Origin of the sequence: Saccharothrix sp. (assembly GCF_031180885.1) — a bacterium.
Classification (GTDB): Bacteria; Actinomycetota; Actinomycetes; order Mycobacteriales; family Pseudonocardiaceae; genus Actinosynnema.
This window is the reverse complement of sequence record NZ_JAPSLK010000054.1, coordinates 34128-56398: the sequence shown is the minus strand read 5'-3', so window position 1 is coordinate 56398 and position 22271 is coordinate 34128. Positions and strand designations below refer to the sequence as shown.

At 71.6% G+C, this 22271-nt stretch carries 25 protein-coding genes; 15 read left to right on the top strand and 10 right to left on the bottom strand.

Annotation, left to right across the window (positions count from 1 at the left end; translation table 11 throughout):
- Positions 1-143 precede the first annotated feature (143 nt).
- Entirely contained in the window at positions 144-1016 is an 873-nt protein-coding gene (locus RIN75_RS35920; protein ID WP_309116546.1) for a GNAT family N-acetyltransferase, read from the top strand.
- On the opposite strand, the gene RIN75_RS35915 is transcribed toward RIN75_RS35920, so the two are convergent.
- From RIN75_RS35915 to RIN75_RS35905, 3 genes are read right to left on the bottom strand one after another with little or no spacing between them, the layout of a single operon-like run.
- On the bottom strand, positions 988-1203 hold the full coding sequence (locus RIN75_RS35915; protein WP_309116545.1) for a helix-turn-helix transcriptional regulator: 216 nt from the start codon (positions 1201-1203) through the stop codon (positions 988-990). The two genes, RIN75_RS35920 and RIN75_RS35915, sit on opposite strands and share 29 nt — an antisense overlap.
- Positions 1200-1727, bottom strand: a complete 528-nt coding sequence (locus RIN75_RS35910; protein WP_309116544.1) for a hypothetical protein — start codon at positions 1725-1727, stop codon at positions 1200-1202. Before RIN75_RS35910 ends, RIN75_RS35915 begins: the two co-directional genes overlap by 4 nt.
- A gap of 25 nt (positions 1728-1752) precedes the next feature.
- The gene (locus RIN75_RS35905) at positions 1753-2217 is read right to left on the bottom strand and encodes an Lrp/AsnC family transcriptional regulator (protein WP_309116543.1); all 465 of its coding nucleotides are present in this window, start codon (positions 2215-2217) and stop codon (positions 1753-1755) included.
- 80 nt (positions 2218-2297) lie between these two features.
- On the opposite strand from RIN75_RS35905, the gene RIN75_RS35900 reads away from it, so the two are divergent.
- The 6 genes from RIN75_RS35900 to RIN75_RS35875 all read left to right on the top strand — a co-directional run bounded on the left by RIN75_RS35900 (position 2298) and on the right by RIN75_RS35875 (position 8844).
- A complete protein-coding gene (locus tag RIN75_RS35900) occupies positions 2298-2738 on the top strand; it encodes a rhodanese-like domain-containing protein (protein WP_309116542.1) in 441 nt (146 codons plus the stop codon).
- A gap of 15 nt (positions 2739-2753) precedes the next feature.
- Positions 2754-3482 carry a type 1 glutamine amidotransferase gene (locus tag RIN75_RS35895; RefSeq protein WP_309116541.1) on the top strand — a complete coding sequence of 243 codons (729 nt, stop codon included), beginning with the start codon at positions 2754-2756 and terminating at the stop codon, positions 3480-3482.
- Between the two features lie 83 nt (positions 3483-3565).
- Entirely contained in the window at positions 3566-4699 is a 1134-nt protein-coding gene (locus RIN75_RS35890; protein WP_309116540.1) for an inorganic phosphate transporter, read from the top strand.
- On the top strand, positions 4696-4920 hold the full coding sequence (locus RIN75_RS35885; RefSeq protein WP_309116539.1) for a hypothetical protein: 225 nt from the start codon (positions 4696-4698) through the stop codon (positions 4918-4920). Before RIN75_RS35890 ends, RIN75_RS35885 begins: the two co-directional genes overlap by 4 nt.
- 39 nt (positions 4921-4959) lie before the next feature.
- A complete protein-coding gene (locus RIN75_RS35880) occupies positions 4960-7902 on the top strand; it encodes a bifunctional [glutamine synthetase] adenylyltransferase/[glutamine synthetase]-adenylyl-L-tyrosine phosphorylase (RefSeq protein ID WP_309116538.1) in 2943 nt (980 codons plus the stop codon).
- 12 nt (positions 7903-7914) lie between these two features.
- Positions 7915-8844 (top strand): NADP-dependent oxidoreductase, encoded by a 930-nt coding sequence (locus RIN75_RS35875; RefSeq protein WP_309116537.1) that lies wholly within the window; start codon positions 7915-7917, stop codon positions 8842-8844.
- Positions 8845-8916: 72 nt separating this feature from the next.
- Here the strand turns inward: RIN75_RS35875 and RIN75_RS35870 are convergent, their stop codons facing one another.
- A complete protein-coding gene (locus RIN75_RS35870) occupies positions 8917-9129 on the bottom strand; it encodes a hypothetical protein (protein WP_121222700.1) in 213 nt (70 codons plus the stop codon).
- Between the two features lie 197 nt (positions 9130-9326).
- On the opposite strand from RIN75_RS35870, the gene RIN75_RS35865 reads away from it, so the two are divergent.
- A complete protein-coding gene (locus tag RIN75_RS35865) occupies positions 9327-9959 on the top strand; it encodes a hypothetical protein (RefSeq protein WP_309116536.1) in 633 nt (210 codons plus the stop codon).
- A gap of 151 nt (positions 9960-10110) precedes the next feature.
- Here RIN75_RS35865 and glnA read toward each other — a convergent pair whose 3' ends face one another.
- On the bottom strand, positions 10111-11535 hold the full coding sequence (gene glnA / locus RIN75_RS35860) for a type I glutamate--ammonia ligase (RefSeq protein WP_309116535.1): 1425 nt from the start codon (positions 11533-11535) through the stop codon (positions 10111-10113).
- A 197-nt stretch (positions 11536-11732) separates the two neighbouring features.
- Here glnA and RIN75_RS35855 point away from each other — a divergent pair, with 197 nt between their 5' ends.
- Complete coding sequence (locus RIN75_RS35855) at positions 11733-12206, top strand: RDD family protein (RefSeq protein WP_309116534.1); 474 nt, start codon at positions 11733-11735, stop codon at positions 12204-12206.
- 515 nt (positions 12207-12721) lie between these two features.
- On the opposite strand, the gene RIN75_RS35850 is transcribed toward RIN75_RS35855, so the two are convergent.
- The gene (locus RIN75_RS35850; protein WP_309116533.1) at positions 12722-13447 is read right to left on the bottom strand and encodes a DUF4191 domain-containing protein; all 726 of its coding nucleotides are present in this window, start codon (positions 13445-13447) and stop codon (positions 12722-12724) included.
- Between the two features lie 62 nt (positions 13448-13509).
- Here RIN75_RS35850 and RIN75_RS35845 point away from each other — a divergent pair, with 62 nt between their 5' ends.
- The 5 genes from RIN75_RS35845 (at position 13510) to RIN75_RS35825 (ending at position 18025) form a co-directional block, all read left to right on the top strand.
- The gene (locus tag RIN75_RS35845; RefSeq protein WP_375296066.1) at positions 13510-15576 is read left to right on the top strand and encodes an ATP-dependent DNA helicase UvrD2; all 2067 of its coding nucleotides are present in this window, start codon (positions 13510-13512) and stop codon (positions 15574-15576) included.
- A gap of 500 nt (positions 15577-16076) precedes the next feature.
- Positions 16077-16475 (top strand): WhiB family transcriptional regulator, encoded by a 399-nt coding sequence (locus tag RIN75_RS35840; RefSeq protein WP_309116531.1) that lies wholly within the window; start codon positions 16077-16079, stop codon positions 16473-16475.
- Entirely contained in the window at positions 16472-16696 is a 225-nt protein-coding gene (locus tag RIN75_RS35835; RefSeq protein WP_309116530.1) for a hypothetical protein, read from the top strand. The genes RIN75_RS35840 and RIN75_RS35835 overlap by 4 nt, the downstream gene beginning before the upstream one ends.
- A gap of 247 nt (positions 16697-16943) precedes the next feature.
- Positions 16944-17837, top strand: coding sequence for a class I SAM-dependent methyltransferase (locus RIN75_RS35830; RefSeq protein WP_309116529.1), 894 nt, complete (start codon positions 16944-16946; stop codon positions 17835-17837).
- Positions 17834-18025: a hypothetical protein gene (locus RIN75_RS35825; protein ID WP_309116528.1), complete on the top strand. Its 192-nt coding sequence runs from the start codon at positions 17834-17836 to the stop codon at positions 18023-18025. Before RIN75_RS35830 ends, RIN75_RS35825 begins: the two co-directional genes overlap by 4 nt.
- Positions 18026-18111: 86 nt before the next feature.
- Here RIN75_RS35825 and RIN75_RS35820 read toward each other — a convergent pair whose 3' ends face one another.
- From RIN75_RS35820 to RIN75_RS35805, 4 genes are all read right to left on the bottom strand, one after another.
- Entirely contained in the window at positions 18112-18657 is a 546-nt protein-coding gene (locus RIN75_RS35820; RefSeq protein WP_309116527.1) for a hypothetical protein, read from the bottom strand.
- A 151-nt stretch (positions 18658-18808) separates the two neighbouring features.
- Positions 18809-20119 (bottom strand): AarF/UbiB family protein, encoded by a 1311-nt coding sequence (locus tag RIN75_RS35815; RefSeq protein ID WP_309116526.1) that lies wholly within the window; start codon positions 20117-20119, stop codon positions 18809-18811.
- Between the two features lie 85 nt (positions 20120-20204).
- A complete protein-coding gene (locus RIN75_RS35810; RefSeq protein WP_309116525.1) occupies positions 20205-21215 on the bottom strand; it encodes a TOMM precursor leader peptide-binding protein in 1011 nt (336 codons plus the stop codon).
- A gap of 126 nt (positions 21216-21341) precedes the next feature.
- Positions 21342-21497, bottom strand: coding sequence for a DUF5679 domain-containing protein (locus tag RIN75_RS35805; RefSeq protein WP_015098458.1), 156 nt, complete (start codon positions 21495-21497; stop codon positions 21342-21344).
- Between the two features lie 203 nt (positions 21498-21700).
- Between RIN75_RS35805 and RIN75_RS35800 the strand changes: the two genes are divergently transcribed.
- Positions 21701-22228: a M48 family metallopeptidase gene (locus RIN75_RS35800; protein WP_309116524.1), complete on the top strand. Its 528-nt coding sequence runs from the start codon at positions 21701-21703 to the stop codon at positions 22226-22228.
- The last annotated feature ends 43 nt before the right edge of the window (positions 22229-22271 follow it).

Sequence of the window (22271 nt, the reverse complement as noted above, 5' to 3'; positions counted from 1 at the left end):
GAACCCGGTAGTTAAGCCTTCCAGCGCCGATGGTACTGCACTCGTGAGGGTGTGGGAGAGTAGGACGCCGCCGAACTTTCTTTCCCTCAGGGGCACCCGACTGGTCGGGTGCCCCTGAGGGCTTTTTGCGTTACGGTCCGGCCATGGCGGATGTCCACCGGCACCACGACCTGGACGAGTTCTGGGCCCTGACCAGGGATTTCTACACCGCGGACCCGGTGCTGCACACGGTCCCGATCACCGCGGTCGGGCTCCGGATCCGCAACCCGATCCCGGACGACGAACCGCCGCTGCTGGTGACGGTGATCGACAAGGGACGGGTGGTCGCGGCGGCTCTGCGCACTCCGCCGTTCCCGCTGGAGGTCACCGGGCTCGCGCCGGAGTGGGCGCCGACGGTCGCGGAAGCGTTGGCGGAGGACGAGGAACTCGAACTGCCCGGTGTGAGCGGGCGGCGGGAGGCGGTCGAGGCGTTCGTCCTGGCCTGGACCGAACGGACCCGCTGGAACGCCGAGGAACGGCAGGCGCTGCGGCTGTTCCAGCTCGGCGAGCTTGAGCCGCCGCGAAACGTCCCCGGCACGGCGCGGCTCGCCACGGAGGACGACGTCGACCTCCTCACCCGCTGGCACTACGAGTTCGTCGACGAGTCGGTCCCGCACGAGCCGGACCGGGACCGGTCGCGGCGGTACGTCGAGCGCGCCCTGGAGGTCGGCGCCGGCCAGGTGCTGTGGTTCGACGGCGACGAGCCGGTGTCCCTGGCCGCCGCCAGCGTCCCGCTGGAAGGCATGTCGAGGGTCGCGCCGGTCTACACGCCACCGGAACGGCGCGGGTGCGGCTACGGCTCGGCGGTGACGGCGGCGGTGTCCACCTGGGCGTTGGAGGCGGGCGCGGAGCACGTGGTGCTGTTCACCGACCTGGCGAACCCGATCTCGAACTCGATCTACCAGCGCATCGGCTACCGCCCGGTGACCGACGCGGCGGAGTTCGCCTTCACCGAGCCCGCTCCGGGACGTGGCTGAGCAGGTCGCCCGGCTGGCACTGCAGCACCTCGCACAGCGCGGTGAGCGTGCTGAACCGGATGGCCCGCGCCCGCCCGTTCTTGAGGATCGACAGGTTCACGACCGTGACGCCGACCCGTTCGGACAGCTCGATCAACGTCATGCCGCGCTCGGCCAGCAGCCGGTCGAGGTGCACCTGGACGCTCACACCGTTCCCTCAAGCTCCTCGCGCATCGCAGCGCCGGTCCGGATGATCTTCGCCACGCTCAACAGGCCCAGCCCGGTGAACAGCGCCCACCACGGTACGTCCCAGTCGCCGACGAACGACCAAGTGTCGTAGGGCGCGAGGAGCCACCGGGTCAGCGCCTCCACGAACGTCGACACCGGCAGGGCGATGAGCAGGAACACCCCGTACCCGCGGACATCGTCGGCGGTGTGGACGTTGTGCGCGCCCAGGCGTTGCGCCCGGACGAGCAGGACGAGCAACAGCAGCAACGCGCCCACGTAGACGAACGAGGTGGGCGCGTGGAGCAGGAGGCTGAGCGCGCGTTCCCCGCCGGTCGGCGCCTCGATGCACGTCTCGCGCCACGAGTCCCGCACGCACACAGGCTTGCGCAGGGCGTCGAGCACGGTCACGAAGAGCCCGCCGACCAGCAGGAAGAGGCTGAGCCCGGTGATGGCCGTGACGACCCCGAGCAGTGGCTGTAACTGGTTCCCCCGAGCAGACGACATGTTCCCCCCATATCGTTTTTCGATGTTATCGAGAAACGATACCCCCGAAGACCTCACGCGTCACCGGCCGCCCGCGCGCCGCCGACGAGAACACCAGGGACGTCGTCGTGTCGCCGTACCGCTGGGCCTGCTCGACCAGCTCCTCCAGCTCCACCATCGACCGGCACACCACCCGCAGCAGCCAGCAGTCGTCGCCGGTCACGTGGTCGGCGTCGAGCACCTGCGCCATGGTCACGATCCGCTCGCGGAACCGGGGCGTGTCCAGGCTGCGCACCCGCACCCGCACGATGGCCTCGATCGGCAGCCCCAGCCGCTGCGGCGACACCACCGCCCGGTACCCGGTGATCACCCCGGCCTGCTCCAGCCGCCGCACGCGCTCGGTCGTCGCGGGCGCGGACAGGGACACCCGCTTGGCCAGTTCGGTGAACGTCATCCGCCCGTCCCGCTGGAGCAGGTCCAGCAGCTTCCAGTCCAGGTCGTCCAGTTCCACCGTGGAATCGTAGGCACAAGGCCGCGAACACCTGGACTTCCGAATGTGATCGACAGCAGCGACGAACCAGGATTGCAGCCATGACGAACACGCTGCGCTTCAGCCCCGCCGACCCCGCCGCCGCCGCCGCGTTCTTCGCCGCCGAACTGTCCTTCGAAGCCGACCCGGACGACGTGGTCCGCGACATGAAGGAAGGCACGACCGCCGGCTTCCAGCTCGTGGAGGCGCGCAGCCGGGAGGCGTTCGCCAAGGCCCGCATCCCCGGCGCGATCAACCTGCCGCACTGGGAGATGGACGAGCACACCACGCGGGACTGGGACCGCGACCTGGTCTACGTCGTCTACTGCGAGAGCTTCGAGTGCAACGCCGCCACCAAGGGCGCGTTGAAGCTGTCCACGCTGGGCTTCCGGGTGAAGCGGCTGGCCGGTGGCATCCGGGCGTGGCTGGGCGCGGGCTACCCCGCCGAGGGCAGTGAGGTCGAGCGCCCCGGCAACCTCCACGGCATCACGTGCGACTGCTGATCTAGTCTCGTCCGGGTGACGCGCCTGCTCGTGCTGCAACCCGATGACAGTGACCCGATCGCCCGCCTCGGCGACTGGCTGACGGCCGCCGGGGCGGTGCTCGACGTCGTCAAGCCGTACGAGCAGCCGGTGCCGGAGACGCTCGACGGGTACGCGGGCGTGGTGTGCCTGGGCGGCGCGATGGGCGCGTTGGACGACGTCGAGCACCCGTGGCTCGCGGACGTGCGGAAACTGCTGTCGCACGCGGTCTCGAAGCGGGTGCCGACGCTGGCGATCTGCCTGGGTGCGCAGCTGCTCGCGGTGGCCACCGGTGGCCAGGTCCGGCGCAACCCGCAGGGGTACGAGGTCGGCGTGCTGCTGGTGGCCAAGCGGGACGTCGCCGGTGCCGACCCGCTGTTCGCGGACCTGCCGTGGACGCCGGACGTCCTCCAGTTCCACCAGGACGAGGTCGGGCTGCTGCCGCCGACCGCCGAGCTGCTGGCGTCCTCGCCGAAGTGCGCGAACCAGGCGTTCCGGGTCGGCGAGAACGCCTACGGCATCCAGTTCCACATCGAGACCACGCCGGAGATCGTGCAGCGGTGGGCGGCGGGCGCACCGGAGGCCGCCGCGTCCGCAAGGCTCGACGCCGACCGGCTCGCGCAGGGCCACGACGACATCGCCGAGGTGTGGCAGCCGTTCGCCGTGCGGTTCGTCCGCTTGGCCGCGGGTGAGCTGAGCAGGCAGAGGAACCTGCCGCTGGTGTGACGAACCTCCGCTGATGTGAGTGTTCATCGGCCGTCAAGGTAGCGTTCATCCACGACTGTGTCGGTTCAGCCGGAGGAATCAGCGTGGATGCCTCGCTCCTCGTCATCATCGTCGTCATAACAGCGTTGGCATTCGACTTCACCAACGGTTTCCACGACACCGCGAACTCGATGGCGACGTCCATCGCGACGGGCGCGCTCAAGCCCAGGACGGCCGTGGCGTTCTCCGCCGTGCTGAACCTGGTCGGCGCGCTGCTGTCGGTCGAGGTCGCCAAGACCATCTCCGGCGGCATCGTGGACGACGCCCTGATCACGCCGGCGGTAGTGTTCGGCGGCCTGGTCGGGGCGATCATGTGGAACCTGGTCACCTGGTACGTGGGGCTGCCGTCGAGTTCGTCGCACGCCCTGTTCGGCGGGCTGATCGGGGCGACCTGGATCGCCTCGGGCACGGACGCCGTGCACTTCGCGAAGGTCGTCGACAAGGTCGTGGTGCCGTCGATCGCCGCACCGCTGGTGGCCGGGATCGTGGCGCTGCTGGCCACCTACCTGACCTACCGGCTGACCAAGCGGGCCAAGGCGTCCGTGGCGGCCAAGGGGTTCCGGGCCGGGCAGGTGGCGTCGGCGGCGTTGATGTCGCTGGCCCACGGCACGAACGACGCCCAGAAGACGATGGGCATCATCACGCTGACCCTGATCACCGCGGGCACGCTCGCGCCGGGCGCCGAGCCGCCGCTGTGGGTGATCCTGAGCGCGGCCATCGCCATCGCCCTGGGCACCTACCTGGGCGGGTGGCGCATCACGCACACCATGGGCAAGGGCCTGACCACGATCGAGGCCCCGCAGGGCTTCGCGGCGCAGACCAGCGCGGCGACCGTGATCATGGCGTCCTCGCACCTGGGTTTCGCGCTGTCCACGACGCACGTGGCGTCCGGCGGCATCATGGGCTCCGGCCTGGGGCGCAGGCTGGACGGCGTGCGGTGGGGTGTGGCCGGGCGGATGGCGCTGGCGTGGATGCTCACCCTGCCCGCCGCGGGCATCGTCGGCGCCCTGGCCGGGAAGGTCGCGTCCACGGGCACCACCGGCGTCGTCGTCGTGGCCGTGGTGGGCGGGGTCGTGTCGCTGGGGATCTGGCTGCTGTCGCGGCGTGAGCCGGTGCGGCCGGAGCACATCGTGGACGAGATCGCGGCGCAGGCCGAGACGCACAAGGTGGCGGCATGAAGGTCGACTGGGCGGCCCTGGGCACGGTGTTCGGCGTGAGCCTCGGCGTGGTGCTGGGGCTGGTGGTGCTGTTCGCGATGGCGCTGCGGGCGCTGTCGGTGCGGGAGGACGTGCGGGAGCGCGGCGGGTCCGCGGCGGTGGCCACCGGGGTGGCCGGCGCGTGCCTCGTGGCGTGCGTGACCGTCGTGTTGTTCGGTATCTACTTGATCGTGGCACGCTGACGCTTCACCGCCGCGCATCCGGGACTACGGTGTTCGTCGATGACCGATCCAGCGCGCACCCCGACGTCCCCCGCTCGGTTCGGCCTGACCGAGGCTCGCGGCGGTGAGCACCTGCGGGCGGCCGGGTGGTGGGCCGACCGCAGACCCACCGAGGGGGCCGAGCCGGTCCTGTGGGCGTTGTCCCGCAGCCCCGACCCCGACCTGGCGCTGCTCGGCGTCGACCGGCTTCGCGTCGCGCTGGGCCCCGCGTGGCCCGAGCTGGACGACGCGTTGCGGACCAACGAGGTGCTGCGCGGCCGGTTGCTGGCGGTGCTCGGGTCGTCCACCGCGCTGTCGGACTTCCTGGTCGCCAACCCGGCGCGGTGGCGGTTGCTGGCCGACGCGGAACCGGTGGCCGCGGAGTCGTTCGCGCCGGTGCTGGTCGCCGCCGTCGACGGGCTGACCGGCGCGGACGCGGTGCGGGCGCTGCGGCTGGAGTACCGGGCGCTGCTGTGCCGGGTCGCGGCCGAGGACCTGGCGCACGTCGTCGAGCCCGACCTGCCGTACGTGAGCTACGACGACGTCGCCGGGCTGCTGTCCGACCTGGCCGTGGCGGCTCTGCGGGCGGCTCTGGACGTGGCGCACCGGCAGGTGCCGCGGTCGGACGAGTGCCGCCTGGCGGTGATCGCGATGGGCAAGTGCGGCGCGCGGGAGCTGAACTACGTCAGCGACGTGGACGTGGTGTTCGTCGGCGAGGGCGACGTGGCCGTGGCGACCCGGCTGGCCAGCACGATGATGCAGGTCGCGGGCCAGTCGTGCTTCGAGGTGGACGCGGCGCTGCGGCCCGAGGGCAAGGCGGGCGCGCTGGTGCGGACCCTGGACGGGCACGCGTCCTACTACCAGCGGTGGGCGCGGACGTGGGAGTTCCAGGCGCTGCTCAAGGCCCGGCCGGTGGCGGGTGACGGGGAGCTGGGGCAGCGGTACCTGGAGGTCGTGCGGCCCCTGGTGTGGACGGCGGCCGAGCGCGAGGACTTCGTGCCGGACGTGCAGGCCATGCGCCGCCGCGTGGAGGACCACGTGCCGCCGGGGTTGGCCGACCGGGAGCTGAAGCTGGGGCGCGGCGGCCTGCGGGACGTCGAGTTCGCCGTGCAGCTGTTGCAGCTCGTCCACGGGCGCGGTGACGAGGCCTTGCGGATCCCGACGACCACGGCGGCGTTGGCGGCGTTGGGGCGCGGCGGGTACGTGGGGCGCACGGACGCCTCCGACTTCGGCCGCGCCTACCGGTTCCTGCGCACGCTTGAACACCGGTTGCAGCTCCAGCGGCTGCGGCGCACCCACCTGTTCCCGGCCGACGACGACACCTCCGCGCTGCGCTGGCTGGCGCGCGCGTCCGGGTTGCAGGGCGAGGGCGGGCTGAGCGAGGGGCAGGTGCTGCTCGCCGAATTCCGCAAGCGCGCGAACCAGGTGCGGCGGCTGCACGAGAAGCTGTTCTACCGGCCGCTGCTGCAAGCCGTGGCGAACGTGCCGACCGAGGCGTTGCGGCTGACCACCGGCGAGGCCGCGGCCCGGCTGGCCGCCCTCGGGTACGCGGCGCCGGACGGGGCCTTGAAGCACATCGAGGCGTTGACGCGCGGGGTGTCGCGGCGGGCGCGCATCCAGACGGCGCTGCTGCCGGTGCTGCTGGACCTGCTCGCGACGACCCCCGACCCGGACGGCGGGCTGCTGTCCTACCGGCGGGTGTCCGAGGCGTTGGCCGAAACCCCCTGGTACCTGCGGCTGTTGCGGGACGAGGGCACCGTCGTGGACCGGCTCGCGGCGCTGCTGGGCACGTCGAAGCTGGTGCCGGACCTGCTGGTGCGGGCGCCGGAGGTGCTGCGGCTCTACGCCGACACCACCGCGCTGGTCGGCCGGGACCCGATGGCGATCGGCAACCCGTTGCGCAGCACCGTGTCACGGTACAGCGACCTGGAGCGCGCGGTCGCCGCCGCCCGGTCCCTGCGCCGGCACGAGCTGCTGCGCGTGGCGTCGGCGGACCTGCTGGGGCTGGTGCCGCTGCGGACGGTGTGCATCTCGCTGTCCGAGGTGTGGGTGGCGGTGTTGCAGGCCGCATTGGACGCCGTGCTGCGGTCGTCGGGGGAACCGTTGGCGTCCCTGGCGGTGATCGGCATGGGCCGGCTGGGTGGGCGTGAGCTGGGGTACGGGTCGGACGCGGACGTGATGTTCGTGTGCGAGGCGATGTCCGGTGTGTCCGACTCGAACGCGGTGCGGTGGGCGAGTTCGGTGGTGGAGAAGGTCCGGCGGCTGCTGTCCGCGCCGTCCCAGGACCCGCCGTTGCAGGTGGACGCCGACCTGCGGCCGGAGGGGCGGCAGGGGCCTTTGGTGCGGACGTTCGAGTCCTACCGGGCGTACTACGCGCAGTGGTCCGAGCTGTGGGAGGCGCAGGCGTTGCTGCGGGCCCGGTTCATCGCCGGCGACGCGGAGCTGGGCGCTCGGTTCGTGGAGATGGTCGAGCCCGTCCGGTACCGGCGGGAGGGCCTGGACGCGGGGGCCGTGCGGGAGATCCGGCGCATCAAGGCCCGGGTCGAGGCGGAACGGCTGCCGCGCGGCGCGGACCCGTCCCTGCACACCAAACTGGGGCGAGGCGGGCTCGCGGACGTCGAGTGGACCGTGCAGCTCTTGCAGTTGCAGCACTCGTTCTCGGTGCCCGCGCTGCGCACCCCGTCCACCGTGCGCGGGCTCCAGGCCGCCGAGGAGGCGGAGCTGGTGTCGGCGGACGACGCGACCGCGTTGCGCGAGGCGTGGGTGATGGCGACCCGGGCGCGCAACGCGATCGTCCTGGTCCGCGGCAAGGCCGGCGACCAGCTGCCGACCGCCGGGCGCGACCTGGCCGCGGTGGCCGGGGTGATGGGCCACCCGGGCGGCCCAGGCGAGTTTCTCGACGCCTACCGCCGCACCACGCGGCGGGCACGTGCCGTGGTCGAGCGTGTCTTCTACGGTTCGTGAAGACTGGGGTGCGTGAAGGCGATTGCACAGAACTCGTTCGGAGACGTCGACGTCCTCTCGCTCCGGGAACTGCCCGACCCGACGATCAACTTCGACGAAGTCCTCGTGGAGGTCCGCGCGGCGGGCGTGAACCCGGTCGACCGGCTCATCCGCCTCGGCTACGCCAAAGACGTCCTGCCGCACCACTTCCCGCTCGTCCCGGGCTGGGACCTGGCGGGCGTCGTGCGCGCCGTCGGACCCGCCGTGGAGGGGTTCAAGCCGGGTGACGAGGTGTTCGGGTACCAGCGCAAGGACCACGTGCAGCACGGGACGTACGCGGAGCTGATCGCCGCCACCGAACGCGGCCTGTGGCACAAGCCCGCCGCGCTGTCGTTCGAGGAGGCCGGCGGGCTGGCGCTGACCGGTCTCACCGCCGTGCAGGCGCTGCGCAAGGTCGGCGTGTCGCCGGGGGACACCGTGCTCGTGCACGCCGCCGCGGGCGGGGTGGGGCACTTGGCCGTGCAGGTCGCGCGCCTGCTGGGCGCGTCCCGCGTCATCGGCACCGCGTCCCCGCGCAACCACGACTACCTGCGCTCACTGGGCGTCGAACCGGTGTCCTACGGGGACGCGCTGGTCGACAACGTGGCCGAACTCGTCGGCGGCGACGGGAAGGTGGACGTCGCACTGGACTGCGTGGGCGGCGCCGCGTTGAACGACTCGCCCGCGTTGGTGCGGGACGCGGCGCGGATCGTGTCCATCGTGGACACCAACGTGCTGGAGATCGGCGGCACGTACGCCTACGCCAAGCCCGTGCAGGCGGACCTGGAGTGGCTGGCGAGGCACGCCGAGAGCGGCGACCTCCGCGTCACCGTGCAGCAGACGTTCCCGTTGGCCCAGGCGGCGGAGGCGCACAAGCTGCTCGAAGGCAGGCGCGTGCGCGGCAAGATCGTGCTGACCGTCTGAGGGTTGGTCGGCCGGTGTGTGGGTTGGTCGGGGCCTCCTTCCCGGTCCGGCGGGAGGCCCCGGGTCCCGTTCTCAGTCCTCGTCGACCGTGGGAACGGAGGTGAGCAGTTCGACCACCCACTCCTCCACGAACGAGTCGTCTCCGTCCTCGTCCGGCACCAGCCGGTTGGAGACCTTGACGCCCAGGCCGAGCACGTCGGCGGCGCCGATCGCCTCGATCGCCTCGGCGGCGGAGTCGAAGATGTTGGTGGACAGCACCTGTGCGGTTGCGACGTCATCAGACACGGCGCGACCCTAACCGCCCACCACGAACGTGCGACGACCTACCCCTGGTCTACGCGCTGTCCCCGAGCGGCCACGGAGCGTGGGACAGGGGTTGCTATCCGGTCCCGCGCATTGACGCGAGGGGCCGGTTCTGCGGAGACTGTCTTGGCTCTGGGGGAGATGAACGTTCGCACGCGTGCGCCCGGACGAAGGACGTCATGGACGACGAGATCCACCATCACCACCGCAAGAAGAACAACGCCGCGCTCAAGGTCGGCCTGGTCGTGCTGGGCGTGCTCGTCCTGCTGGGCGTGATCCAGGCGGCGACCGCGGGCACGGTGGGCATCGGCGCGGTCAGCGTGACCCTCCGCTCCAGCGCGCCCACCACCACGTCGTCGACGTCCTCCGCAACGGACCTCGACGGCGCCCTGGGCGGCACGACCACCACCACGGAGGAAACCCCGACCACGACGGTGGAGACGAAGGTCGCCACCGGCTCGTGGAAGATCGCCCGGGGACTGCTGACGGTGGAGGTGACGCGCGTGGAGAACGCAGGCGGGCGCCTGCGGCTGCACGTGACGGCCATAAACGCCAGCACGGCGAAGATGGACCTGCCCCTGGCGTCCGTTTCGGCCGTTGACGACACCAAGCGCAACTACAGCGCGTCGTTGTCCACCAGCAAGTGGCCCGCTTCGATCGCGAGGAACTCGAGCATCACCGGGTACGTCGAGCTGGACCAGCGGGCGCCGGCCCAGGCGGGGGCTTTGACGCTCACGTTCTCCGGCATCATCGGCCAACTCGCCCCCACGGGCGGCGAGGTGTCGGTGACCGGCGTCCCGGTGCCCCGGTAGCCCAGCTCTTCCGACAACGTCGAAAGCCTCCCGCGACTCCTCGAACAGGAGCGAGTCGCGGGAGGCTTTTCTTGTGTTTCCCCTGTCGCGGATGCGGAAAGGCCCGGTGTCCCACGAGGGGCACCGGGCCTTCCGACCGGTCAGAACCGGATCACACGTCGTAGTACAGCGCGAACTCGTACGGGTTCGGGCGCAGGCGCAGCGGGTCGATCTCCTGCTCGCGCTTGAACGCGATCCAGGTGTCGATCACGTCCGGCGTGAAGACGCCGCCCTCGAGCAGGAACTCGTGGTCGCTCTCCAGGTTGTCCAGCACGGCGTCCAGCGAGGCCGGGACCTGCTTGACGTCGCGGGCCTCCTCCGGGGGCAGCTCGTAGAGGTCCTTGTCGATCGGGGCCGGCGGCTCGATCTTGTTCTTCACGCCGTCCAGGCCCGCCATCACCATGGCCGAGAAGGCCAGGTACGGGTTGCCCGACGAGTCGGGGCAGCGGAACTCGATGCGCTTGGCCTTCGGGTTGTTGCCGGTGATCGGGATGCGGACGCACGCCGAGCGGTTGCGCTGGGAGTAGACCAGCGACACCGGGGCCTCGTAGCCCGGCACCAGGCGGTGGTAGGAGTTCACCGTCGGGTTGGTGAACGCCAGCAGCGACGGCGCGTGGTGCAGGATGCCGCCGATGTAGTGGCGCGCGGTGTCGGACAGGCCCGCGTAGCCGGACTCGTCGTGGAACAGCGGCGCGCCGTCCTTCCACAGCGACTGGTGGGTGTGCATGCCCGAGCCGTTGTCGCCGAACAGCGGCTTCGGCATAAAGGTGACGGTCTTGCCCGCCTGCCACGCCGTGTTCTTGATGATGTACTTGAACAGCATCAGGTCGTCGGCCGCGTGCAGCAGCGTGTTGAACCGGTAGTTGATCTCGGCCTGGCCGGCGGTGCCCACCTCGTGGTGCGCGCGCTCGACGGAGAAGCCGTTGCTCTCCAGGTTCAGGACCATCTTGTCGCGCAGGTCGGCGTAGTGGTCGGTCGGGGTGACCGGGAAGTAGCCGCCCTTGTACTTGACCTTGTAGCCGCGGTTGCCGCCCTCTTCCTCACGGCCGGTGTTCCACCAGCCGGAGATCGAGTCGATCTCGTGGAAGGACGCGTTGGCGGTGGTGTCGAAGCGGATCGAGTCGAAGATGTAGAACTCCGCCTCGGCGCCGAAGTACGCGGTGTCGGCGATGCCCGACTCGGTGATGTACTGCTCGGCCTTGCGCGCGATGTTGCGCGGGTCGCGGCTGTAGGGCTCGCGGGTGAACGGGTCGTGCACGAAGAAGTTGACGATCAGCGTCTTCTCGATCCGGAACGGGTCGATGCGCGCGGTGTACAGGTCGGGCAGCAGCAGCATGTCCGACTCGTGGATCGACTGGAAGCCGCGCACGGAGGAGCCGTCGAACGCCAGGCCCTCGGCGATGGCGTCGGCGTCGAAGGCGGACGCGGGGAGCGTGAAGTGCTGCATCACGCCGGGCAGGTCGCTGAAGCGGACGTCGACGAACTTCACGCCCTCGTCGGAGATGAACTTCAGGACCTCGTCGGGATTCTTGAACACCCTCGTCGACTCCTCTACTGCGGTGGGGGGCGTGGTTGTTCGCCGCGGTGTCTGGCGGCCTGCCATCGGGGCCGACGCTAAGACCGCGGTGTTGCCCAGCAATCACCCTGATGTTTCGCCAGTGTTAACGGGCCGCCCGGGACGGGCAACCCGACCTGCCCATCCTCACCCGCTGAGCACGGCCTTACTCTGGTGGGGTGAGCAAGTGGACCGGTTCGTGGCTGTCAGGACCCCGCTCGGCACTCGAGCCGGGGGCCGACTCCGACGACGGCACCGCCCAGCGGTGGCGCGGCGAACGCCTGGGCCTGCCCCAGTCGGGCCCAGGCTCGATCGCCGGCACCGGCCGCCGTGCCTTCGCGATCCTCCTCGACTTCGCCCTCGCGATGGGCGTGGCCAGCGTCTTCACCTATCCGGAGCTGCCCCGCAACTGGAGCCTGCTCGCCTGGTTCGCCATCACGGTCATCGCCGTCGGCTTCTTCGGCTTCACCCCCGGCCACGCCGTCTTCGGCCTCCGCGTGGCCCGCCTGGACGGCTCCCCGACGGTGGGCCTGCCCCGAGCCGCCCTCCGCACGCTGCTGATCTTCCCCATCATCCCGGCCGTGGTCTGGGACGCCGACGGCCGCTGCCTCCACGACAAAGCCTCGGGCACAGTGGTCATCCGCATGCGCTGAGGCCTCGGGCACGGTAGTCATCCGCATGCGCTGCGGACTTGGGCACGGTAGTCATCCGCCTCGCCGGTTCGGCTTTCGGGTTCGGCTCGTGGGTCCAGGCAGCCGCCCCGCGCACGCTTCGCTCGACTCCCTCGACCTCGCGCTGCGCCCTCTCGACCTGCCGCGCCCTCGACCTCGCGTTACGCACCCGACCGACCTCGCGTTACGCACCCGACTCGCGTCGTGCGTGCCGCGGCGTCGTGCGTGCCGCGGCGTCGTGCGTGCCGCGGTGGGGCTGGCGGACGTGCTCATCGCGGTGGGTGTGGCCGGCTGGTGTACCCGGTTGTTTTGCGGTGCGGGTGGGCGTGGTGTGCGTGGCTTTCGCCGTGCCGCGCTCCATGTTCATTACGGCAACGATCTTCAGGGCGGAATCGTGCCCGTATTGCGGAGAGTTCGCAGCATCGGGTGAATCTTGGCGTAGGTGACAACCGGAAGCGGGGCTGGGCTTCCGGGGAGGTGGGAGAGGCTGGGTGGGGTTAGCGGCGGCGCATGGCGCGTTGGATGTTGCGCATCTTGGCGCCCTGGGGGAGGGGGCCCTTGGGGAGGGCGGCGCCTCGGCTGGCTAGGGCCTGGAGGCGGTTCTCCAACGTGTCCACCTGGGCGGCGGTGATGTTGCGGGGGAGCTTCATCAGGTGGCTTTGGAGCTTGCGGAGGGGGACCTGGCCCTCTTCGCTGCCCACGATGACGTCGTAGATCGGGGTTTCGCCGATGACGCGAGCCACTCGCTTCTTTTCCTGCGCGAGGAGGCCCTTTACGCGGTGCGGGGCGCCTTCGGCTACCAGGACCACGCCGGGGCGGCCGATGACCCGGTGGACCATGTCGGCGCTGGTGGTGCCGGCCACGCCCTGCGTCACGCGCCAGCGGCCGCGGAGGTTGTCCAGGGCCCAGCCTGCGGCGCCGGGCTGGCCGTCGGCCTTGGCGTACACGGTGCGCTGCACCCGACGACCGAAGACGATCACCGCCAGGAGCGCGCCGACCGCGATGCCCAGGGGCAGCAGGACCCACTGCATGTCCCAGATCAGGCCGATGAGGAACGCCGCCGCCGTCGCGCCCAGCAGGCACAGCAGCATGAGCGGCACGAGCGCCTTGTCCTCGCGGCGCTGCATCTTGAACGCCTCGAAGATCTGGCCCCGTCGGGCCTTCGCCGCCGCGCGGCGCTCCTTGGCCGCTGCCTTCGCCGCCGCCTTGTCCTTACCAGCCATACCCACCAGGATACGGCGCGCCGTGTCGCCCCATCACCGCGCGGTGGGTGTCCAATGCGAGGATGCGGGGCATGGAGCGGCTGCTGGCGGGACTCGATCCGGAACAGCGGGCCGCGGTCGAGGCGCCGCGTGGCCCGGTGTGCGTGCTCGCGGGGGCGGGTACGGGCAAGACCCGGACGATCACCCACCGCATCGCCTACCTGGTGCAACGCGGTCACGTCGCCCCGGGCCAGGTGCTCGCCGTCACGTTCACGGCGCGTGCCGCGGGCGAGATGCGGACCCGGCTGCGGGCGCTCGGCGTGCACGGTGCGCAGGCCCGGACGTTCCACGCGGCGGCACTTCGGCAGTTGCGCTACTTCTGGCCGCGCGTGGTCGGCGGGCCGCAGTGGGAACTGATTGACCGCAACAAGCTGCGGCTGGTCGCGCAGGCGGCCAACCGGGCGGGGCTCTCGACCGAGTCGGACTCGTTGCGCGACCTCGCCGGTGAGATCGAGTGGGCCAAGGCCTCGCTGGTCACGCCCGACGACTACCCGGTCGCGGCGGGCAAGGCGCACCGCGACACCCCCGCGCCCGCCGAACAGGTCGTGCAGGTCTACCGCACCTACGAACAGCTCAAGAACGACGCCCAGCTGCTCGACTTCGACGACCTGCTCCTCCACACGGCCGCCGCGCTGGAGGAGCACGGCGACGTCGCCGAGGAGTTCCGCGACCGCTACCGCTGCTTCGTGGTCGACGAGTACCAGGACGTCACCCCGCTCCAGCAGCGCGTGCTGGACGCGTGGCTGGGCGCGCGCGACGACCTGACCGTGGTCGGCGACGCCAACCAGACCATCTACTCCTTCGCCGGCGCCTCGCCGATGCCGCTGCTGAACTTCAACCGCCGCTTCCCCGACGCGACCGTGGTCCGGCTGGAGCGCGACTACCGGTCGACGCCGCAGGTCGTGGCCCTGGCCAACGAGGTCATCAAGTGGGCGCGCGGACGTCCCGCGGGCGCTCGGCTGCGGCTGATCGGGCAGCGCCCGGACGGTCCCGCGCCGAAGTTCACCGAGTTCGACGACGAGCCCGCCGAGGCCGCGGCCGTCGCGCGGCGGGTGAAGGCGCTGCTGGACGAGGGGGTCGCGGCCAGCGAGATCGCGGTGCTGTACCGGGTCAACGCGCAGTCGGAGGTCTTCGAGCAGGCGCTGGCCGAGCTGGGCATCCCGTACCAGGTGCGCGGCGGGGAGCGGTTCTTCCAGCGGGCCGAGGTGCGGCAGGCGATGGTGGCGCTGCGGCAGGCGTCGGCGCAGGAGCCGTCGGGCGAGCTGCCCAAGGTGGTGCGCGAGGTGCTGGCCCCGATCGGCCTGACCGACGACCCGCCCGCCGGTGGCGCGGCGCGCGAGAAGTGGGAGTCGCTGCTCGCGCTGGTGGAGCTGGCCGAGGAACTGGTGGCCACCGTCGACGGGGCGGACCTGCCGAAGTTCGTCACCGAGCTGGAGATGCGCGCCGAGGCGCAGCACCCGCCGACCGTCGAGGGCGTGACGCTGGCGTCGCTGCACGCGGCGAAGGGCCTGGAGTGGGACGCGGTGTTCCTGGTCGGCCTGGTCGAGGGGACGCTGCCGATCCTGCACGCCGACGGCGACGAGGCCGCGGTCGAGGAGGAGCGCCGGCTGCTGTACGTGGGGGTGACCCGGGCGCGCGAGCACCTGTGGCTGTCGTGGGCGCTGGCCCGCGCGGCGGGTGGGCGGCGGTTCCGGCGGCGCAGCCGGTTCCTGTACGGGCTCATCCCCGAGGACCACCCCGCGTCGCGCACGGTCGCCAAGCGGGAGCCGTTGCAGAAGCGGCCCAAGCCGCAGTGCCGGGTGTGCGGCGCGCAGCTGGTGGACGCGCAGGCGGTGAAGTTGAGCCGGTGCGGCACGTGCCCCTCGGATCTGGACGAAGAGCTGCTGGGCCGTTTGCGGGCGTGGCGCGCGGGCCGGGCGAAGGAGTTGAAGGTGCCCGCGTACGTCGTCTTCACCGACTCGACGCTCGTGGCGATCGCCGAACAGCGCCCCGAGGACATCGCCGGGCTCGTCGCGATCGCGGGCATCGGCGCGGCCAAGCTCGATCGCTACGGCGCCGACGTCCTAGCCCTTGTGCAGGGAAAACGCTGAAACTTCACACGATCGACAGGTATTTGGAAAAACCGGTTGCACCGGTCCGGGGCGGGGTCATAACCTGCTGAAGCCGGGCGCGGAGTGCGCCCGCTGGGGATGAAGAGCGTTGCTTCGAGACTAGCCGCCCGAGGAGGTGACCGGTTGTGAACACTCCGATGACTGTCGGGCTGCCCGGTCTCCTCGTTACCGGTGTGTGCGCCGTGTCCGGCAACGCTCGCGTCGCGGGGGAGAAGTCTGCCCGCGATCGCCGCGCCTTCGAGCGGGGCGGCGAGCGAGTTCACATGATCCAGGTGCCGGCGCAGTACACGCCGACCGTTGTCCCGACTCAGAACGTTGCGCCGTCCGCGCACAGGCGAAGGACCTGAGCCCACCAGCATCAGGCCACCTGAAGCCCACGAAGGCCGCGGACCCGTAACCGGATCCGCGGCCTTCGTGTTTGTTCGACCCGTTTCAGCAGGACAAACCCCATCGCAAGACCTGTGACAGGAGTCCACCTGATGTTGACCGCGACCGTCCCGATAACCGGGACGCTGTCCGCCGAGGACCTGACCACGACCGGTGTCGCCAACTTGATCGACACCGCGCCGGACGCCGGCCTCGAGCTTCCGTGCCGCACCAACAACCCGGACCTGTGGTTCGCCGACGCTCCCGCGGAGCTGGAGCAGGCGAAGGCGTTCTGCGCCACGTGCCCGGTGATCGCCGAGTGCCTGGCGGGCGCGCTCGCCAGGCACGAGCCCTGGGGGGTCTGGGGCGGCGAGATCTTCGAGCGCGGCGCCGTCATCGCGCGGAAGCGGCCCCGTGGCCGTCCGCGCAAGGACGCCGCTCCCGTAGTGCCCGCGGCACCCGCCGCAACCACCACCGTCCGGGGGGCTACCGACCAGGAGGCCGCCGCGTGAACGGCTACCGCACCACCGCAGACGAAGCAGTGATCATCGAACTCAACCCGCGAGGTAACCCCATGTTGCTCGAAGAAAACCTGGCCAGATCCCGAATGCATGACGCCGAGGTGTTCGCCCAACGGCAACGCGTGGCCCACCGCCTCGTCGTCGCCCGCCGGTGGCGGCGACTGGCCGGATGGGCCCAGCGCAGGGCTCTGCAGAAGGCCCGCGCGATCTGATGCCGCGAGGTCCGGCGCCGGTTCTCCGAACAACCGGCGCCGGACCCGGTGATCGCGGACGCGTGGGACCGACGCCGGGGCGGACCCGATGTCCGGACCGGCCGCCAGTCCGGACATCGGGTCTGGCTGCCGGCCGGCCATTCGCGTGCGTGCCGGATGCGCTGCGCATGCCTGATGCCGTTCGACTTGGCCCGCCCTCCCCCGTTTCGAGGGGAGGGCGGGCCGTGTCGTGGGTACGGTCTGGGGTGTGGCCGCTCACACTCACGACGGAATCGACTGGGCATCCCGCCTGACCACGTTGCGGCGGGCGAACGAACTCGACGCCGAGGCCGAGCGCGTGGTCGCGCGCAGACTCGTCCGGTCGCTGCCCGACGACCCGACCGTGGTCGACGTCGGGAGCGGCGCGGGTGGCATGAGCGTCGCCCTCGTCGAGGCCCTGAACGCGCGCGGCGGCGGCACCGTGGTGCTCGTCGACGCCGTGCCGGAACTCCTCGACGCCGCGACGACCGCCGCCCGCGCGGCCGCGAACTACGGGCACGACAACACCAAGCCCACGGTCAAGGTCCGCCCGGTGCTGGCCGACGTCGCGACCGAACGCCCGGCCGACCTCACCGGACCGGCGCACCTCGTGTGGGCCTCGCGCGTCGTCCACCACCTGCCCGACGAGCGGCGGGGCGTGGCGAACCTGGTCGACGCGCTCGCGCCCGGCGGCCTGCTCGCCCTCGGCGAGGGTGGCCTGGAGGGCCGGTTCCTGCCGTGGGACATCGGTGTCGGCGAACCCGGCTTGCAGGAACGCCTGTCCGCCGCGCGCGCCGAGTGGTTCGTGCGCATGCGGGAGTCGATGACCGACAGGGTCCGGCTGACCGTCGGCTGGAACATCGTGCTGGCCGAGGCCGGCCTGCTCGACGTGACCGCGTTCAGCTACCTCGTCGACCACCCGGCACCCGCGAAGCAGGCGGTGCGGGAGTGGGCCGTCGAGCGGCTCCGGTGGTTGGTCGACGTCGGCGGCGACTGCCTGCACCCCGCGGACCGGCGCACGGTCGAACGGCTCCTCGACCCGCAGGACCCCGCGTACGTCGGGCTGCGCGATGACGTGTTCATGCTCATCGCCAACACCGTGCACCTGGGTCGCAAGCCGTGAGCACCGCGGCCGGGGAAGGGACGTGCGCGCGCTGCGGGCGGACCCGCGAGTCCGTCACGAACCCGGCCGAACTGCTGGCGTGGGTCCGCGAACGGGACCGCGGGCGCGACCAGTGGTTGTGCCACGTGTGCGCGCGGAACCACGTCCGCGACATCGAGGGCAAGCTGCCCGCCGACTACTGGCGATAGAGACCTCCTTCAGTCCGAGACGGGGGTGTGCCTTCCTGGCAGCCCGAGATGAAGGGGCGCCTTCGGCGCGAGATGAGGGTGTGCCTTCAGCGGGGGATGAGGGTGTGGAGGAGTGTGCGGGGTGTGGCGGTGCCGCGGGTGCTGCCCGCGTCCAGTTCGGCGAGCAACGTGTGCGGTGTGCACGCGCCCGAGCTGAGCACGGCCGTGAGCAGGGTGCGTGTTCGGGCGGGGTGTGGTTCGGCGCGTGCTGCGTCGAGGACGGCTCGGGCTGGTGGCGCCAGGGGCAAGCCGTCCTTGAGCACCGGGCTGGGTAGGCGGGTGGTGCGTTCCAGCAGCACGTGGTGGTCGCCGGATCTGCGGCGACCCGCCGGTTGGAGCACGTGCACGCGCGGCGGCAGCGGCAGGTCGGGGAAGCCCTGGGCGTGCAGGGCGTCCACGCCGGTCAGGACCGCCTCCGGGCCGGCGTAGGCGAGCGCCGCCCGGACCCGGTCTGCCCGGGTGGGCGGTGCCGCGCCGAGCAGCAGGACGCCGGGCAGGATGCGCTGCCACGGGCCGCCTGGTCGGCAGCGCAGGTCGATCTTGTAGCGGGGCACGCCCGCGGCTTTCAGGTCCGAAGTCTTGATCACGTCCACGGGTCGAGGATCGACCCGCGAAACGACGGCCGCCAGGACGAGATCGGGAACTGTGGACAACTTCGGGCCTGTGGACAACTGGCCGGCGGACGACGTCCGATCTGGTGGGGGAGGGGAGTCCGCCGGCGGTGGAGTGCGCGGTGCGGGTGGGTCAGTCGGCGAAGCCGGGTTGCCAGCGTTCGACGATCTCGCGAGCCGGCACGTGGGCGTCGAGCTGGCAGAGGATGCCGGTCGCGCCCAGGGTCACGCGGTGGATCAGCAGGTATTGCGGCGGCAGGTTCAGCGAGCGGCCGGTTTGGGAGTCCGGGCTGCGGAGGTCGCCCACGCGTTCGGCCTGCTTCTGGAGCCACTTCCGGGTGAAGTGGAAGGTCTCCGTGCGCAGCGGCTCGACGAAGGGGCCCAGGTAGTTGAGGACGTCGTCCTCCCGGAGCTCCGTCCCCGGACGGATGAAGCGCTCCGCCTTCAGCAGGTCCAGCAGGTCCGTCGAACGGCCGTCGAGGGCGAGCCTCGTCATCAGGCCCAGGGTCTTGGGCAGGCCGTCGGGCAGGCGGGCGACCGCGCCGAAGTCCAGGACCCGCAGCCGGCCGTCCTCACCCAGCATGAAGTTGCCGGGGTGCGGGTCGGCGTGCAGCAGGCCCGACCGGCTCGGTGCGGAGAAGTGAAACTCCGACAGCAGCTGGCCGGCCAGGTCCCGCTCCTCCGGCTCACCCGACCGGATGATCTTCGACAGCGGCACGCCATCGGTCCACTCGGTGACCATCACCTTGGGCGAGCTGGCGACGACCCTGGGCACCAGGACCCGGTCGTCGCCGTCGAACGCCTTCGCGAACACCCGCTGGCTCGCGGCCTCGGTCCGGTAGTCCAACTCCTCCAGGTACCGGTCCCGCAGCTCCTCCAGCAGCGGTTTCACCTCGGTGCCGGGCATGATCGCCTGCAACAGCCGGGAGAACCGGAGCAACTGCTTCAGGTCCGCCTGCAACGCCTCGTCCGCGCCCGGGTACTGCACCTTCACCGCCACGTCCCGGCCGTCGTGCCACACCGCGCGGTGCACCTGGCCGATCGACGCGGACGCCGCAGGCTCGTCGTCGAACGACGCGAACCGCTTCACCCAGCCCGACCCGAGCTGCTCGGCCAGCACCCGGTGCGTGGTGCGCGCGGGCATCGGCGGCGCGGCGGTCTGGAGCTTGGTCAGCGCCTCCCGGTACGGCTCGGCCAGCTCGTCGGGCACCGCGGCCTCGAACACGCTCAAGGCCTGCCCGAACTTCATGGCACCGCCCTTGAGCTGGCCCAACACCGCGAAGACCTGTTCCGCGGTCTTCGCCGACACCTCGGCGCTGACCTCCTCGGAACTGCGGCCGGCCAGCCGCTTGCCCCAGCCGCCCACGACCCGGCCGGCCACCCCGATGGGCAGGCTGGCCAGCTTCGCGGTGCGCTGCACGGCCTTGCGCGGGATCTCGCTCACCCGAAGATTCTCCCCCCGCCCCGACGAACGGCGACGATCGACTTGGTCCACACCTGAACCTACACAGCGCCGCCTGAGGATCGACTCATACAAGTGAGCGGCACTCACAGCGAGGGTGCACGGGCGCGATCCGGTGCTCCACGAGCCCGGCGAACGCGTCCACCTCCAGCGTCGCGTCCCACACCGGCGGACGGGTGCGCTTGGTCGTCTCGTGGTCCAGCGCGAGCAGCGCCTGGGCCGCCGCGAGACCCGCCGTGGCGGTGACCGTGGCCAGGTCGCCGTGCTGCGGCCGGTCGACCAGCTGGGCGGCGAGCACCGGCCAGTCCCGGTCGGCGTCGGTCCGGTGCAAATCGGCGCACCGCAGGCAGCTGCTCCGACCCGGCACGACGAGCGGTCCGACCACGCCCAGGCCCTCGCGGACCCGGACCGCCAGGTGCGGCGTGCCGTCCAGCAGCAGGCCGCGCAGCAGTTCCGGGCGGGGGACCAGGGCGTCCGCGAGGACCACCAGATCGGGTGCTTTCGCGCGCGGACCCGTGCGGACCGAGCCGCAGGCCCGTTGCAGGACGTCCAGGGCGGCGTCGGAGCGGAACCGGCCCACGTCGTCCTCGGTGTACCCGGCTCCGGTGTCCTCCGGACCCACCCGGCCCTGAGTGGTCATCCGGACGTGGCCGATTCCCGCGGCGGCGAGCAAACCGGCGATCGCGCTGGTCAGGCGGCCGTCGCCGTGCACGACCACGGACCGGGCGGCCCGCGCGGCGGCGAGTCCCGGGGCGGGTCGGCCGGTGCGCAGCGCCCACGCGGTGGCCTCGGCGGCCAGGCGCGGGTGCGGCACGGGGGTGGTGTCCTCGACCAGCCCCGTCCCGACCAGGGCGGCCAGCAGCCGCGTCCAGTCGTCGACCTGGTCGGCGGGCAGCTGGTCGCGCAGCTCGGAGTCGGTGTGGCGGCCGGAGAGGCCGAGCAGGGCCGTCGCCATCTGCGCCGTCAGGTCTTCGACCAGGACGGCGTGGCGGTCGTCGACGCCCAGCTGCACCGCGTCGTCGCGGCGGCGCAGCACGGGCAGACCGGGCAGGACCCGGGGGCGGTGGGGTGCGGTCACGGCGAGCAGCCTGCCGCGACCCCGTGACCTGCGGCGAATCGGTTGTCCACAGGCCTGGCGACTGTCCACAGGCCGGGTGGGCGGCCTTGACGGGTGGCCGGGCGCGTGGCCCGGCCACCACGCCGGTCAGACCTTCGCCTTGCCCAGGATCCGGGTCACCGTGGTGCCGCAGACGGGGCACTTGCCCTTGGCCATCCTGCGGTTGTTGCTCTCGTGCACCTCGCCCGTGAAGTCACGCTTCTCACGGCACTTGACGCAGTAGCCGTTGTAGGTCTCGGCCACGGCTTCCTCCTCGCTTCGTGAGTGCGGAGCGATCTGCGCCACACTCGGGGGCTGCGCAGCACGCTACCTGTGCTGACGCGCCACCGCTGCACGCCGCCTCCCGCGTGTCCAGCCGTCGTTCGGGCGAATCTGTTCCGCCGACCATCCACAGACCGCCGCTTGGCCGCCGCGGATTGTCGGTGCCGGGCCTTACCGTGATGCCCATGCCCGAACCGCAGGTGGAGGTACGGCGCAGCGCTCGGCGCCGTCGGATGGTGAGCGCGTACCGCGAGGGGGACACCGTGGTCGTCCTGCTGCCGGCGCGCATGAGCAAGAGCGAGGAGAAGCACTGGGTGGCGGAGATGCTCAGCCGCCTCCAGCGCAGCGAGACCCGCAGGCGTTCGCCCACGCGCACGTCCGACGCGGCCCTGTTCGCGCGCTGCGAGGAGCTGGCCGACCGCTACCTGGACGGGGTGGAGCCGAGCAGCGTGCGGTGGGTGCCGCCGATGCGCACCAGGTGGGCGTCCTGCACACCGAGCGAGGGCACGATCCGGATCAGCGAGCGGCTGCGCGACGTGCCCGCGTGGGTGCTCGACTACGTCCTGGTCCACGAGCTGGCGCACCTGCGGGTGCCGGGGCACGGGAAGGACTTCTGGGACCTGGTCCACCGCTACCCGAAGTCCGAGCGGGCCATCGGCTACCTGGAGGGGCTGTCGGCCGCCGCGGGCCTGGGCATCATCGAGGAGGACTGAGACGGCGAACGCCGACCCCGCCCGGGGTCGGCGTTCTTCACAC

Coding starts and splice junctions, on each gene's coding strand:
- RIN75_RS35920 (WP_309116546.1), top strand. CDS start 144: ATGGCGGATGTCCACCGGCACCACGACCTGGACGAGTTCTGGGCCCTG.
- RIN75_RS35910 (WP_309116544.1), bottom strand. CDS start 1,727: ATGTCGTCTGCTCGGGGGAACCAGTTACAGCCACTGCTCGGGGTCGTC.
- RIN75_RS35900 (WP_309116542.1), top strand. CDS start 2,298: ATGACGAACACGCTGCGCTTCAGCCCCGCCGACCCCGCCGCCGCCGCC.
- RIN75_RS35885 (WP_309116539.1), top strand. CDS start 4,696: ATGAAGGTCGACTGGGCGGCCCTGGGCACGGTGTTCGGCGTGAGCCTC.
- RIN75_RS35880 (WP_309116538.1), top strand. CDS start 4,960: ATGACCGATCCAGCGCGCACCCCGACGTCCCCCGCTCGGTTCGGCCTG.
- RIN75_RS35865 (WP_309116536.1), top strand. CDS start 9,327: ATGGACGACGAGATCCACCATCACCACCGCAAGAAGAACAACGCCGCG.
- RIN75_RS35850 (WP_309116533.1), bottom strand. CDS start 13,447: ATGGCTGGTAAGGACAAGGCGGCGGCGAAGGCAGCGGCCAAGGAGCGC.
- RIN75_RS35845 (WP_375296066.1), top strand. CDS start 13,510: ATGCGGGGCATGGAGCGGCTGCTGGCGGGACTCGATCCGGAACAGCGG.
- RIN75_RS35840 (WP_309116531.1), top strand. CDS start 16,077: ATGTTGACCGCGACCGTCCCGATAACCGGGACGCTGTCCGCCGAGGAC.
- RIN75_RS35800 (WP_309116524.1), top strand. CDS start 21,701: ATGCCCGAACCGCAGGTGGAGGTACGGCGCAGCGCTCGGCGCCGTCGG.